General features: G+C 28.2%; 19 protein-coding genes and 1 pseudogene. 12 read left to right on the plus strand and 8 right to left on the minus strand.

Annotation, left to right across the window (positions count from 1 at the left end; translation table 11 throughout):
* Window positions 1-30: 30 nt before the first annotated feature.
* A complete protein-coding gene (locus EU98_RS03165; RefSeq protein ID WP_032516001.1) occupies window positions 31-264 on the minus strand; it encodes a hypothetical protein in 234 nt (77 codons plus the stop codon).
* 165 nt (window positions 265-429) lie between these two features.
* On the opposite strand from EU98_RS03165, the gene EU98_RS03160 reads away from it, so the two are divergent.
* Entirely contained in the window at window positions 430-834 is a 405-nt protein-coding gene (locus tag EU98_RS03160) for a hypothetical protein (protein WP_025894594.1), read from the plus strand.
* Window positions 835-857: 23 nt separating this feature from the next.
* On the opposite strand, the gene EU98_RS03155 is transcribed toward EU98_RS03160, so the two are convergent.
* Complete coding sequence (locus EU98_RS03155; RefSeq protein WP_032516002.1) at window positions 858-1,541, minus strand: peptidase E; 684 nt, start codon at window positions 1,539-1,541, stop codon at window positions 858-860.
* 20 nt (window positions 1,542-1,561) lie between these two features.
* Here EU98_RS03155 and EU98_RS03150 point away from each other — a divergent pair, with 20 nt between their 5' ends.
* The 3 genes from EU98_RS03150 to EU98_RS03140 all read left to right on the plus strand — a co-directional run bounded on the left by EU98_RS03150 (window position 1,562) and on the right by EU98_RS03140 (window position 3,034).
* On the plus strand, window positions 1,562-2,032 hold the full coding sequence (locus EU98_RS03150; RefSeq protein ID WP_032516003.1) for a GNAT family N-acetyltransferase: 471 nt from the start codon (window positions 1,562-1,564) through the stop codon (window positions 2,030-2,032).
* Between the two features lie 442 nt (window positions 2,033-2,474).
* A complete protein-coding gene (locus EU98_RS09910; protein WP_193743023.1) occupies window positions 2,475-2,624 on the plus strand; it encodes a hypothetical protein in 150 nt (49 codons plus the stop codon).
* Between the two features lie 92 nt (window positions 2,625-2,716).
* Complete coding sequence (locus EU98_RS03140) at window positions 2,717-3,034, plus strand: DUF3303 domain-containing protein (RefSeq protein ID WP_025923271.1); 318 nt, start codon at window positions 2,717-2,719, stop codon at window positions 3,032-3,034.
* Window positions 3,035-3,456: 422 nt separating this feature from the next.
* On the opposite strand, the gene EU98_RS0109035 is transcribed toward EU98_RS03140, so the two are convergent.
* Both EU98_RS0109035 and EU98_RS0109040 read right to left on the minus strand, forming a co-directional pair.
* Window positions 3,457-3,726: a hypothetical protein gene (locus EU98_RS0109035; protein ID WP_032516005.1), complete on the minus strand. Its 270-nt coding sequence runs from the start codon at window positions 3,724-3,726 to the stop codon at window positions 3,457-3,459.
* Window positions 3,727-3,831: 105 nt separating this feature from the next.
* A complete protein-coding gene (locus EU98_RS0109040; protein WP_002806597.1) occupies window positions 3,832-3,969 on the minus strand; it encodes a hypothetical protein in 138 nt (45 codons plus the stop codon).
* A 200-nt stretch (window positions 3,970-4,169) separates the two neighbouring features.
* Here EU98_RS0109040 and EU98_RS03135 point away from each other — a divergent pair, with 200 nt between their 5' ends.
* From EU98_RS03135 to EU98_RS03110, 7 genes are all read left to right on the plus strand, one after another.
* A complete protein-coding gene (locus EU98_RS03135; protein ID WP_032516006.1) occupies window positions 4,170-4,550 on the plus strand; it encodes a DCC1-like thiol-disulfide oxidoreductase family protein in 381 nt (126 codons plus the stop codon).
* A gap of 107 nt (window positions 4,551-4,657) precedes the next feature.
* Complete coding sequence (locus tag EU98_RS0109045) at window positions 4,658-4,843, plus strand: hypothetical protein (RefSeq protein ID WP_011818521.1); 186 nt, start codon at window positions 4,658-4,660, stop codon at window positions 4,841-4,843.
* A 41-nt stretch (window positions 4,844-4,884) separates the two neighbouring features.
* Complete coding sequence (locus EU98_RS03130) at window positions 4,885-5,187, plus strand: hypothetical protein (RefSeq protein WP_032516007.1); 303 nt, start codon at window positions 4,885-4,887, stop codon at window positions 5,185-5,187.
* Between the two features lie 65 nt (window positions 5,188-5,252).
* Window positions 5,253-5,969 carry an MBL fold metallo-hydrolase gene (locus EU98_RS03125; protein WP_032516008.1) on the plus strand — a complete coding sequence of 239 codons (717 nt, stop codon included), beginning with the start codon at window positions 5,253-5,255 and terminating at the stop codon, window positions 5,967-5,969.
* Window positions 5,970-6,095: 126 nt separating this feature from the next.
* Window positions 6,096-6,407, plus strand: coding sequence for a hypothetical protein (locus tag EU98_RS03120; protein WP_241466397.1), 312 nt, complete (start codon window positions 6,096-6,098; stop codon window positions 6,405-6,407).
* 50 nt (window positions 6,408-6,457) lie between these two features.
* Window positions 6,458-9,064 carry an aminopeptidase N gene (gene pepN, locus EU98_RS03115; RefSeq protein ID WP_032516009.1) on the plus strand — a complete coding sequence of 869 codons (2,607 nt, stop codon included), beginning with the start codon at window positions 6,458-6,460 and terminating at the stop codon, window positions 9,062-9,064.
* Window positions 9,065-9,464: 400 nt separating this feature from the next.
* On the plus strand, window positions 9,465-9,626 hold the full coding sequence (locus tag EU98_RS03110) for a hypothetical protein (RefSeq protein ID WP_032516011.1): 162 nt from the start codon (window positions 9,465-9,467) through the stop codon (window positions 9,624-9,626).
* 14 nt (window positions 9,627-9,640) lie between these two features.
* On the opposite strand, the gene EU98_RS03105 is transcribed toward EU98_RS03110, so the two are convergent.
* The 3 genes from EU98_RS03105 to EU98_RS03095 all read right to left on the minus strand — a co-directional run bounded on the left by EU98_RS03105 (window position 9,641) and on the right by EU98_RS03095 (window position 11,364).
* On the minus strand, window positions 9,641-9,841 hold the full coding sequence (locus tag EU98_RS03105; RefSeq protein ID WP_032516012.1) for a hypothetical protein: 201 nt from the start codon (window positions 9,839-9,841) through the stop codon (window positions 9,641-9,643).
* Window positions 9,842-9,934: 93 nt separating this feature from the next.
* Window positions 9,935-11,110, minus strand: coding sequence for a formate-dependent phosphoribosylglycinamide formyltransferase (gene purT, locus EU98_RS03100; RefSeq protein WP_032516013.1), 1,176 nt, complete (start codon window positions 11,108-11,110; stop codon window positions 9,935-9,937).
* Window positions 11,111-11,121: 11 nt separating this feature from the next.
* Window positions 11,122-11,364 carry a hypothetical protein gene (locus EU98_RS03095; RefSeq protein ID WP_032516014.1) on the minus strand — a complete coding sequence of 81 codons (243 nt, stop codon included), beginning with the start codon at window positions 11,362-11,364 and terminating at the stop codon, window positions 11,122-11,124.
* A 145-nt stretch (window positions 11,365-11,509) separates the two neighbouring features.
* On the opposite strand from EU98_RS03095, the gene EU98_RS03090 reads away from it, so the two are divergent.
* Entirely contained in the window at window positions 11,510-11,989 is a 480-nt protein-coding gene (locus tag EU98_RS03090; protein WP_032516015.1) for a glutathione peroxidase, read from the plus strand.
* 143 nt (window positions 11,990-12,132) lie between these two features.
* Here the strand turns inward: EU98_RS03090 and EU98_RS0109055 are convergent.
* Window positions 12,133-12,438, minus strand: a pseudogene (locus EU98_RS0109055) (hypothetical protein); the annotation flags it as partial.

Genomic DNA, 12,438 nt, shown 5'->3' on the forward strand with positions numbered 1-12,438 from the left:
TTTATGAGTCATATTTAGTCACTCAACATATTAACGAAAACACGCATCTGCTACGATTCTTATTTTGGAAGTCTTCTTTTTATTCTTAGCCTTTAGAAAATAACTGGGGGAAATCTCTAATGCAGCTTTTAAAGAAATTTTATCTTCTGCAGATTTTGCAATAATTTGATTAAAACATTTCCAATTTTCTGGTATTACTAAACCGGGCCATGATAAATAAAGACCTACAAAAACACCGAAAAATAAAAATAAAAAAAACCTCATGACTAATAAAATTTTTAGTTTTACTAATTAAAAAAACAATAGTTCAATTTTATTAGAAAATAATTAATAAATTATTTCCTTTCTTCTTATCGCAGATATTTAATCCATGAAAGATTTTCATGAACTCGAGAGGTTAGAATAACAAAAAAAGTATTATTTTAGAATATGGCTAGCCAAGATTATCTAATTGCAATAGCTTTAATAGAGCAAAACTTAGTTAGAGCAATGCCTCTTGGAGGTAAAGAAATTAAAGATAATTTAGAGGAATCAGAAAATTTCAAGAAACTTGGAGAAGAGGTAATTTTAAATCTTCTAATGAGAGTGTTTCAAAGAAGTGATGAAGGTGCTTTAAAAAGGGCTTCTGAAGAAAAAGGTTTGCTCCTTGTTCATATGCATCCTAAAAGAATGCAGAAAGAGCTTCCATTCATTAAATCTGAATGGATAAGAGATGGTGATACACAACAGTTTCTAAAATACCTTGGCAATCTCTCAAAAGAAGTATGGACTGCATCTTTCGTAAAATACAAAGGAATTGAATTTACTTCTATCTCGAAGAATGATGAGATCTAAAAGATATTAAAAATGTTTTCTATTCAAATAATTTCTTTCTTTACATTATTATTATTTTCCCTTGCAACTCTAAAGCAGTTTCTGCCATTACCAAAATCAATTGAAGAATAGTCAAAATCATTTTTAATATGCAAGGCACAATTGGCCTCAATACATATACAAGATTCAATAATTTCTCTCTGAATAACATCATTAACGTAAGGTTCCCTCTCTTTCTCTTCATCGAAATGCGGGCAGGCAATACCTTCAACTATGCCTAAGCAATCAATTATGGCTAATTCATTAGCATAAGAATCAGTTATACCTTTATCAAACCAACAAATAGCTCCAGCACTTACACCACTCATTACAATTCCTTTTTCATAAGCATTTCGCAGGATTTTATGTAAATTCCATTCTTTCCAAACAGCTAACATACTTTTTGTATTTCCACCGCCAACATAAATAATATCTTGAGTTAAAACTTTCTCTTCTAAGTTTTCTGTTCTAGAGAAGAAGTCAATATGGCTTGTTATACAATCAAGTTTAGAAAATGCTCTATAAAAATTTAGTTTATACAAACTACTATCGCCTGATGCTGTTGGTATAAAGCAAATTTTAGGTCTTTTTTTATTACTTAAAGAAACTATATATTTTTCAATTTCAAGAGAGCCTAATGAACGTCCAAACCCTCCTCCCCCAATTGCCACTATATTTTTACTAGGCATATTAAATAAAAGACTTGTATATGAATTTAAGACAAATCACCATTAAAGATCAACTGGAATTAAAGAAGGTTTATTTTGATTCAATTCAATCTTTAGATGAAAAGATTTATAGTCAAGAACAGAAAAGAGCCTGGTCAAGCCAAGCTTGGAATAACCCAAATTTTGAAAAGTCAATAATTCAAGGAAAAGGATGGCTTATAAGTAAACAAGGAATAATTATTGCTTTTGCCACAAGATATCCCACCGATAGAATTGCACTATTTTACTGTAAGGGTAAATTCCAAAGAAAAGGCTATGGCTCTAATTTACTTCATAAATTAGAAGATGAAGCTAAAAAAGAGGGTTTAGATTCTCTTTCAACTGAAGCTAGTTTAATAAGTTATGAATTATTTCTTAAAAATGAATGGAAAATTATACGTAAAGAAAAAGTAATTATAAATAACATTTTTTTTGAAAGATATAAAATGACTAAAATTATAAAAATTAAATAATTAATAATGTCTGGCAAAAGCAAGGGCTTAATTTTGATTCAAAGGGTTCTAATTTGGGCGTTATACTTTTTTTCAGGATTTTTACTTTATTCAAAACAAGGTATTTTACCTTCATTGATAATTACTTTCTCAAGAATTATTTATCCATTATCTATTTTTTGGTTACAAATAAGAATTAAAAAAAGAACCAATTTTCTGCCTATTGATTCAAAGATGACAACTTCGCAATTGTGGTTCAATTTATTACCCGTTATTGCATCTCTATTAACTGTAATTTTTTCTTTAACTAATTCTTTCTTATACATCCTAGGAAAATTAATTAACTCTTAAATAGGGAAATTATTATTTATTAGATTTAGAAATTTCTTATAAAAAACATAATGTAAAGAAATTTGTCTTTTACTTATATTTGTTTAAATTTTAAATAGATATCAATAAAATCATGAAAAATATTTCATTAAAGGGAAATATTAATTTTGATAAAAAAAAAGATATGAATGATTATGAATTCTTCTCCTTAAAAATCACAGATAGTTTATATAAAAAAGATATTGGAAAATTCCTTGAGACTCTCTCTTCTCACTTTATATAGGGAAATATTCTTTTTCTGATCTTCAAATTCAAACAGTCACATTAATAAATAAGTATTTGAGGGATAATAAGTGTAATTTTAAGAATACTCCAATGCAATTATTTCTAGCTGACTGCCAATTTCCAGATATTGAGAATCAAGTGAAAGCTTATCAATTATTTGTAGAAGCTTGGGAAAACGGTGAAATTGCGAAATCAGATAAAACAGATAAATTTGAAATGTTATTTAGAGTTCATGCTCCAGGGGAGGGTAGAGTAGTTTGTTTATGTAAGGCAGAGAGTGATAAAGAAATTTTCGAGCATTTTGCTCCATGGAGAGCCAAATTTGGCATTCACATGGAATTTACACCTGTAATAAGTTGTCAAAATGTTGTTGATTACCATAAAGATTTGTTTAAAACTTTAGGGTAATTAGCTTAAATCTAAAATTTATCGTGATTAAACCTTTTTCCAATCTAATTTATAAAAAAAATAATAAAAATTTTCCTTCTTCAAAAAATAAGCTTAAGAAAGAAGAAAACGGCAAATCTAAGCCATTAATAATATTTGGTTTTATCATCTCAATAACTTCCATCTTTTTACTTTTATTCACCATTAATAACAAATTTGGATGATACATAAGTTATAAGAACTATTACCTGGGAACAAATATGTTCTATTATTATTTTAAAAATAACTAACTAAATGGCCTTTAACGAAGGGGGAATGGCATCGGGCCTTCTAATCATTGCAGTATCTATAGTTTTTGCTGCCGGTTTTGGATTTTTAGTATTGCATTTTGTACCTGGAACTCCATTTTAATTTATCCAACTTAATTTGATTCACAAGATATCTTAAACACTAACAGTTTCTAAATCCTGCATTTGATTATCATCAGAATTTGAATTCTTCTTTAATCGATAGGCATAAACTAAAGATCCTAAAGCTATGGTACTAGAGGCAAAAATCCCAGATATAAGTATCAAGGCAAAAATACCTCCTACTAATCCCCCTTTTAATCTAAGCAAATTAGATTTAATTAAAAGTATTGATAGAAAAACAATAGTAGCTTTTAGGGAAGAGATCTTCAAAAAAGTAAATGGATAAAAAGGGTTTAACAACATTTCTTTGGAGGAATTTAATTTTAATTTATTCTAAAAATAAATTTTAAAAACCGCATAAAAAAAGACTCAAATGAGTCTTTAAAAATCTGTATTAAATATGATGATTTATGCATCAGGGTCAAAATTCTTTAGGTTTGGACCCGCCACAAGACCAACAAGACCAAAAAGGACTAAAGAACCAATTCCAAAGCCTGCTGCCCATGGATTGAAACCACCTAAAGCAAAAGAAGCTAATAAATTCATGATTTTAAAACATAATATCTTCGAGTTAGCATACAGATTTTTATGAAAAATATACCTATATTGAGACATTTCTTCGTAATTATTAGAATCACTTAACTATCCCTTTACAAAAAATCCACAATATTTTTATTATTTGTTTTATTATCGAGGCACTACTATTTTGTTGGCGCACTTTAAGACCATCAAAACTGTTTTTTCTAATGACTTCCAACTATACCTTTATTTATGATGGAGAATGCCCATTCTGCAATCATTTTGCTGAGCTCCTTGAGATCAAAAGCAAGTTAAATAATATTAAAATTATTGATGGTCGTAAAAATTTAACTCTAATTAAATCCTTCCTAGATAAAGGCTATGATCTAGATAAAGGAGCTATCCTCCTGAAAAATGAAGAGATCTTTCATGGGGCAGATGCAATCAATACTATTTGCAAACAGATAAATAATCCTTCAAGTAGTTTACTTTTATTACTTTCTAGAGTTTTTAAATCAAATAAACGAACAAATTTGATATTTCCTTTACTAGTCAGAGCAAGAAGATTTGCATTAATATCAAAAGGTATCTCAATATCCTTACTTTAAAAATTAAAACTTTCTAAATATTAAATAACATATTTATAAGCTTCTGTATCAATAAATGATAATTAATTATTTCTTAGCTAGAACTAGGTGGTATCAAAAAGTATTAAATGATAGAAAACTTCAATCCCTTTATTTCATTGGGCGGTGATAACCAAAAAGTTAATCATATGGCTGAAGCGGCACTTGAAATGAATTTAACTTGCAATGATTTAAAGAAAGATTTAAATTTAACCGATGGTGATGTAGTTGATATGTTGCAACTAGTCATGGATAGGTTTAAAAATAGTAATTAAGTAAATATTGTAATTAATCACTTATATCTATTACTTTTTTAATGAAAACATTACAAATTGAGTTTTCGAAATATAAATTAAATAACTTTTTATGGCCTGAATTAATAGAAGACTACGGATTTGATAAAGCCAGAAAAATTGTTTCTCAAGCTATTGACTTACAAAAAATGAATGGGACTAAAAAAAGCACCATGCCAATCATATTTTCAGGAACAGGAGGATTAGCTCTAATACCAATACAAATGCTAGAAAAAGAAAACTTTGAGATTAGTTATAAGGATAATCAAGTTTTAATATTTAATCTAAAAAGAAAGTCATTTCAAATCTTAAATGAAGCAAACTAATCTAAATTAGTAATTTCTCGATAAAGCCAAAATTACCTTATAGTCTAATAAACAATAAATTTATAATGACTTTTGAAGCGACCTACCTTGGTTCAAATGGTTGGTTTATAAAATTTAAACAAACCAATTTAATTATTGATCCTTGGCTCAAGGGAGATTTAATATTTCCTCCAGGTGAGTGGTTTTTTAAAGGATCATTAGAAGAAGAAATTTCAATAGATAAAAAAATAGACATTGTTTTGTTAACTCAAGGATTACCTGACCACTGTCATGTTCCAACATTAGAAATGTTCAAAAAGGATATTCCTATAATTTGCCCTAAAAGTGCTGTTGAAACATTAAAAAAAATTGGTTTTAGTTCAATTAAAATGCTTAAGCCAACTGAAAAGACAAATCTTTTTAATTTAAGTTTTGAAGCGACTGCTGGGGCTCCAGTGCCGCAAATAGAAAACGGATATATTGTTAAAGACGATCAACAAAATGGTTTTTATGTAGAACCCCATGGATATCTTGATGAAAATTTAAAGAAGCAAAGTCTTGATGCAGTCATTACTCCTACAAAAAATTTAGAATTACCCCTAGTTGGTCCTTTTGTAAAAGGTGCTGATGTAATCCCTAAATTGATTAACAAATTCAGTCCAAAATATATACTTTCAAGCACCATAGGCGGAGATGCAAAATATTCAGGTTTTTTAAATAATTTAATTTCAGTTCAGGATTACGAAGAGACATTAAATTGTAATCTTGTAGATCTAAAGAGTATGCAATCTATTATGATTTAAAATCGATCTAAAAAGATCTTTAATTAAGTCATTTAGCTTGAAAGTAAATCTACTTTAAAAGGAGCTCAAAAAATTCATTCATTTTTTATTACCTCAATACTTTTATTAGCTTTAAATAGTAACTATATGTGTGAAAATTCAAAGCTTAATCTTGTGATGAGAAATAATATTAATGGTGACTTTTCCATAGTAGAAAAAATATCTGAGTTAAAGCCTGGAGCATTTATAAATATTAATTGGAATAAAAAGAATCTTATGCTTCCATATTCTCTAAGAAAAGATTATATTTCTTTTACAGATAAAAAATGGGACTGGAGGTATCAATTTAATAAGGACGGATCGCCTGATATTAATAATCCTTCTTTATACGAACTACTACCTTCTGGGGAGATTAAAACACATTTTTGTGAAACAGAAGATAATAAGCCAAGCTTATAATTTCAAAATAAGTATTCTAGATTTTTTAAATTCTGAACTTCTTTGTAAAGATGAACAATCCAAAAAACCAAAATAATATTTCAAGATATGTAAAACTTGAAGATTACAAAGTTTTTGATTATGAAATTCCAGAAATCTTTTTGGACTTCATAATTAAGAAAAATGCTGTAAATGTTACCACCAAACTAAAATTGGTAAAAAAAAATAAGAATACAAGAAATCTAATTCTTGATGGTACGGATATATTAATAAAAAAAATATTTATAGATGAATCACTACTGGGAAAGGAATCCTACAAACAGCAAAAAAATAAATTAAAAATTAAAAATATAAACAAAGATAATTTTTTATTAAAAATAGAAGGAATAATTAAACCGAAGGAAAATACATCCCTTTTAGGAATGTATGAGAGCAACGGAATTATAACTACGCAATGTGAGGCGGAGGGATTTAGAAGAATAAGTTTTCACTCTGATAGGCCTGATATTCTAAGCAAATACACCGTGAGAATTGAGGCAGACAAAAATGATTACCCTGTCTTACTTTCAAATGGTAACGTCGTAAAAGAAAAAAATCTTGCAAATAATCGACATGAAATAATTTGGGAAGACCCATATCCTAAACCCTCATATCTATTCGCATTGGTAGCGGGGAAACTTAATTGTGTAAAAGACAATTTCATAACAAAATCGAATAAAAAGGTAAAAATAAATATTTATGTTGAGTTTGGCGATGAAAAATATGTTCAACATGCAATAAGTTCCTTACAGAAATCTATGAAGTGGGACGAGGACAAATATAACCTTGAATACGATTTGTCATTGTTCAATATTGTTGCAGTCAGGCACTTTAATATGGGAGCAATGGAAAATAAAAGTCTCAATATTTTCAACTCAAAACTAATACTCGCTAATTCTGAAACAACCACTGATGAAGAATTAGAAAGAATAGAGGGTGTGATCGCCCATGAATACTTCCATAATTGGACGGGTAATAGAGTGACTTGCAGGGATTGGTTTCAACTATCTCTAAAAGAGGGTTTAACAGTATTCAGAGATCAACAATTCACTGCAGACGTTCATAATCGTGAAATCAAGAGACTTGATGATGCGGAATTTCTTAGAAGAAATCAATTTAGAGAGGATTCTGGTCCAACATCACATCCCGTAATGCCTGAAAAATATCAAGAAATAGACAATTTCTATACGACAACGATTTACGAGAAAGGAGCAGAAATAATTAGAATGCTTAATAAGCTTGTAAAAGATGAAAATTTCTATAAAGGTTTTAATAATTACATCTCAACATATGATGGAAAAGCAGCAACAATAGAACAATTTGTCGATAAAATTTTAGAGCACAATAAGGAAATCGATCCTGAAAAGTTTAAAATATGGTACAAGCAAAATGGGACCCCAAAAATTAAATTTAAGAGAATCTGGGATCAAACAGGCGAAAAACTTACAATTGAAGCCTCACAAAGTAATCCAATAAAGAAGAACCCATATAATGATTTACCTCTAATAATTCCTATAAATCTGGCTATATTTTGCAGTGATAATAAAACGATAGAAAAAACAGTTGTTTTAAAAACAAAAAAACAAGAATTCATTTTTAGGAATGTAAGATCTCACATCCAAATTCCTTTAGTAACTTATTTTCGCGAATTCTCTTCACCTGTTGAATGGGAATCAGACACTACCTTGGATGAAAAATTTTTAATATTAAAATATGAAAAAGATTTTTTTACACTATCTAATACTGTAAAAGTATTTTATAAAAAAATTATTTTATGCAGATTAGATGAAAAACCAGATCATAAAATTGAAAATAAATTAATAAGCAGCTTAATATCATTTATAAACAATAAAGATATTAATTTATACCTTTTATCAGAATTACTAAGTATTCCGACATTTGCTGAAATTGAATCGGAGATGGAAAATATAGACCCTTTAAAGATATATAAAACTATTGACGAATTAAATCATTTATTCGGCACCAAATTAAAAGAAGAATTACATTTTAAGCTTCAAGAAATAGAGAAAAAACTAGATAAAGTTTGGCCAGAAGGTAAAAATGAAAGAAAACTAATCGAAACTATTTGGAAACTACTCTTACGCAGTGATGATAAGGAAATTAAAGGCAAAATAATTAATTATGTCGATAGTAATTCGATGACGCTAGCAAAAGCTGCAATGAATTCCTTCAGTAGAGTTAATTGTCCTGAAAGAAAAATTATTTCAAATATATTCCTCAATAAATGGAAAAATAATAGTGTCGTTTTGGATAGTTGGTTTTCATTCAATGCAGCTATAGAAACTTATGATAAAACTAGCGGTATCGAAAAATTATTTAAAAATAAGTTATTTGATTCAAAATCACCAAACACTTTAAGAGCTATATTAAATACATTCGTAACAAGAAATAGTACTTTTCATGCAATTAATGGTTCTGGTTATAAATATATTGCAAAAAAGATAATAGAATTTGATAAATTAAATCCAATAGTAATTTCCCGATTTGTGAAAGTATTTAGTAGATATAATTATTATTCAGAACCTTACAAAAGTAATATGATAGAGACAATAAAGCAGATTAAAAAGAATAAACTATCAAAAAATACTAAAGAAGTTTTAGATGCAATAATAGAGTAATTTTGTGATGATATTTAACTAAATTTTATAATAACGATTGTAAATATTAATAATAAAATAAATACAATAAACTTATTAATAAAAATATAATCCAATACATTTTTATTATCTTTATTCCACTTTTTATTTACGTATTCCTTAGTTATAAATTTATTAGGTCTACCACAATATAAACATGTTGGGGAAGTTTTTAAAATTAAATTTTTACATTGGGGGCACTTTTTTTTTTCCATAATTTAATCTTACTGAATAAAATTGAAATCAGAAACAACGAATAAATTACGTATTTTAAATTTCATTTACTATATTTTGATTAATTAAATATCATTTCAAAAAAAAAAAAAAGATTCTAACTATTTAAAAAAATTCAATATAATAAAAAATTAGTATTTGGTTTGAAATGTTTGCTATTGCACTTGGAATGTCCCCTATCGAAAAAATCACTGTTGCAATATCTGCTTCAATTTTTATAATCGCCTTTTCATGGGTCTCTATTAAGGGAGATTTAAGAAAACTTGCTAATGAACTAATTGAAGATAATGAAAATAATCAGGATAATTAAAAAAATCTTTTAACCTACTTTGCATGCAAGCTAGGATAATCAATAATATGCCTAATTTCTTTCAGAGAAGAACCATAAATTTTTTCACCATTTAAGTGAACACCAATCCATTTTTCCTTTTGATTAAAAAAATTATTTTTAGCAGTATCCCTCTCTAGATAATCTTTATTATCCCAATTTAAAGTTATATCCCAACCTTTATAATTTTCTATCATTGAGAAAGAGAGAACATACTCAAATAATACACAGAGACATACTTAACAAAAACAAAGGAAATAAGTATTTTTTTCGTTATTTTTATTTAATATTTATGTAGTACTGACATTTATTTTAAGAGCAGCTTCATCTGCATTTTTTCTAGCCAAATTAATGTCAGAATTTGATGAGAGCACAACACCCATTCTTCTGCCCTTTCTGGAAACTGGTTTGCCAAATATGAGCACTTTGGTCTTTTCAAATTCTAATGCTTCATTAAGACCCTCATAAATAGGATTTAGATACTCTTGGTTAGAGAGTATAACTCTGGTTGCAGATGGCTCGATTAGATCTATACGCGGTATTGGTAAATTTAAAAAAGCCCTTAAATGTAATTCAAATTCATTAATATTTTGACTAACTAATGTAACCATACCAGTGTCGTGTGGTCTTGGAGATAATTCTGAAAATATAACCTCACTTCCTTTTATAAAAAATTCTACTCCGTATAATCCAGCTCCATTAAGGTTATTTAATACTCTACTTGTCATTCTCTTAGCTTCAATAATTAAGGACTCCTTTATCTCTAAAGGTTGCCAACTACATTGATAGTCCCCATTAGATTGAAGATGTCCAATTGGTAAACAAAAAATATTTTCACCATTTTCTTTTCTTACAGTTAAAAGAGTAAACTCAAAATCAAAATTAATAAATTCTTCAATAATTACACCTTTAACCTTTCCTCTTGAATTTGCTTGTGCCTGTTTCCAAGCATTTTGTAAATCATTTTTTGTTTCAACCAAGCTCTGCCCTTTTCCTGAAGAGCTCATTAAAGGCTTAATTAAAAGTGGGAATCCAATTTCATCTGCTTTTTTTTCTAAATCATCAAATTCAAAAATATAATCAAACTTTGCAGTCTTAATTTTTAAATCTTTAGAAGCTAAGTCTCTAATTTTATCTCTATTCATTGTAATTTCTACAGTTCTGGCGTTGGGAACAATATTGAATCCTTCATCCTCGAGTTCTTTTAGGGCTTCAATTGAAAGTGCCTCTATTTCTGGGACAACATAGTCAGGCTTAAATTCTTTTATAACATTTTTTAAAATATTTTTATCTCCCATATTAATTACTCTTGAATAATCAGCAACTTGCATTGCAGGAGCTTTTTCATATCGATCAATTGCAATAACTTCTAATCCTAATCTTTTGGATTCTATTACTAATTCTTTTCCAAGCTCGCCACTACCAAGTAATAAAATTCTCTTTTTAGAAAAAATTGATTCTTTCATATATATAAAACTTATTTCTCATCACCAGAAGGTTGTGAAGATGTATCATCTGAATTTTTTTTATCTTTAGAATAACTAAACAAAAAATTTCTACCAGACCAATTTTGACTTCGCATGCTACTAGTTATTGATCTTAAAATTGCTCCTAAAAAAAAGATTCCAATCATTGCCCAAATAATTCTTTCTAAAGCAATTGAAGGTGAAAAACCTTGACCGGAATTAATAATTTCAGTAAGTGGGTCTAAAGGGTCCAAATTTTAACTGTGTAATAATATTAATTATAAATGGTTAAATAGATGAAAAATTAAAACTTATGAAAGAAATAAGCAAAACAACTATATAAATTAAACACAATAAAGTCTATACAATGCTATCTTCAAAGGGTGATTTTTTTTAGACATGCAAGTTGACGTACAAAATACTACTGTTCATTCCGCAGACGGATCATCCATAAAACTAGGTGAATATTCAGGGGAAGTAATTTTAGTTGTTAATGTAGCTAGTTATTGCGGAAATACTGCTCAGTATGAGGATCTTCAAAAGCTACATGATCTATATTCAAGCAAAGGGTTAAGAATACTTGCATTCCCTTGTAATGATTTTGGGAAACAAGAACCCGACTCTCTTTCAGAAATAAAAGATTTTTGCACAACAAAATATGGAGTTAAGTTTGAAATCTATGAAAAAGTTCATGCCAAAGGCAACACCACAGAACCATACACAACCCTTAACAAAGTTGAACCTGAAGGAGATGTTGAATGGAATTTCGAGAAGTTTCTGATAGGGAAAGATAGTAAAGTAATTGCAAGATTCAAGCCAGGTGTTAAACCATTTGACGAAAACTTAATAGCAGCAATAGAAGTAGCTTTAGATTCATAAAAACCTTCTTATAATTCAAATTAAAACATTAAAAATAAAGACTTTTTATTTTTAATTAAAAGACAAATTTTTTTAAAAAAATATCCTACTTTTGTATTCAAGCCTTTCTAATAATATTTAATTTAATCTAATTTAAATTCTTATTAATTATCAGAATCAACTTCTACATCTATTATTTCATCTTTAACAGTTCTTTTGTTAGGTTTAATTGATTTTACCTCTGCCTCTGCTTTTTCTTCTTTAACTTCACTTTCTTCTGGTTCTTCTAGTTTTACTTCTGACTCTACTTTTTCTTCTTTAACTTCACTTTCTTCTGGTTCCTCTAGTTTTACTTCTGACTCTACTTTTTCTTCTTTAACTTCACTTTCTTCTGGTTCTTCTAGTTTTACTTCTGACTCTACTTTTTCTTCTTTAACTTCACTTTCTTCTGGTTCCTCTGATTTTACTTC

The organism is Prochlorococcus marinus str. MIT 9314 (genome assembly GCF_000760035.1).
Lineage (GTDB): Bacteria > Cyanobacteriota > Cyanobacteriia > PCC-6307 > Cyanobiaceae > Prochlorococcus_A > Prochlorococcus_A marinus_B.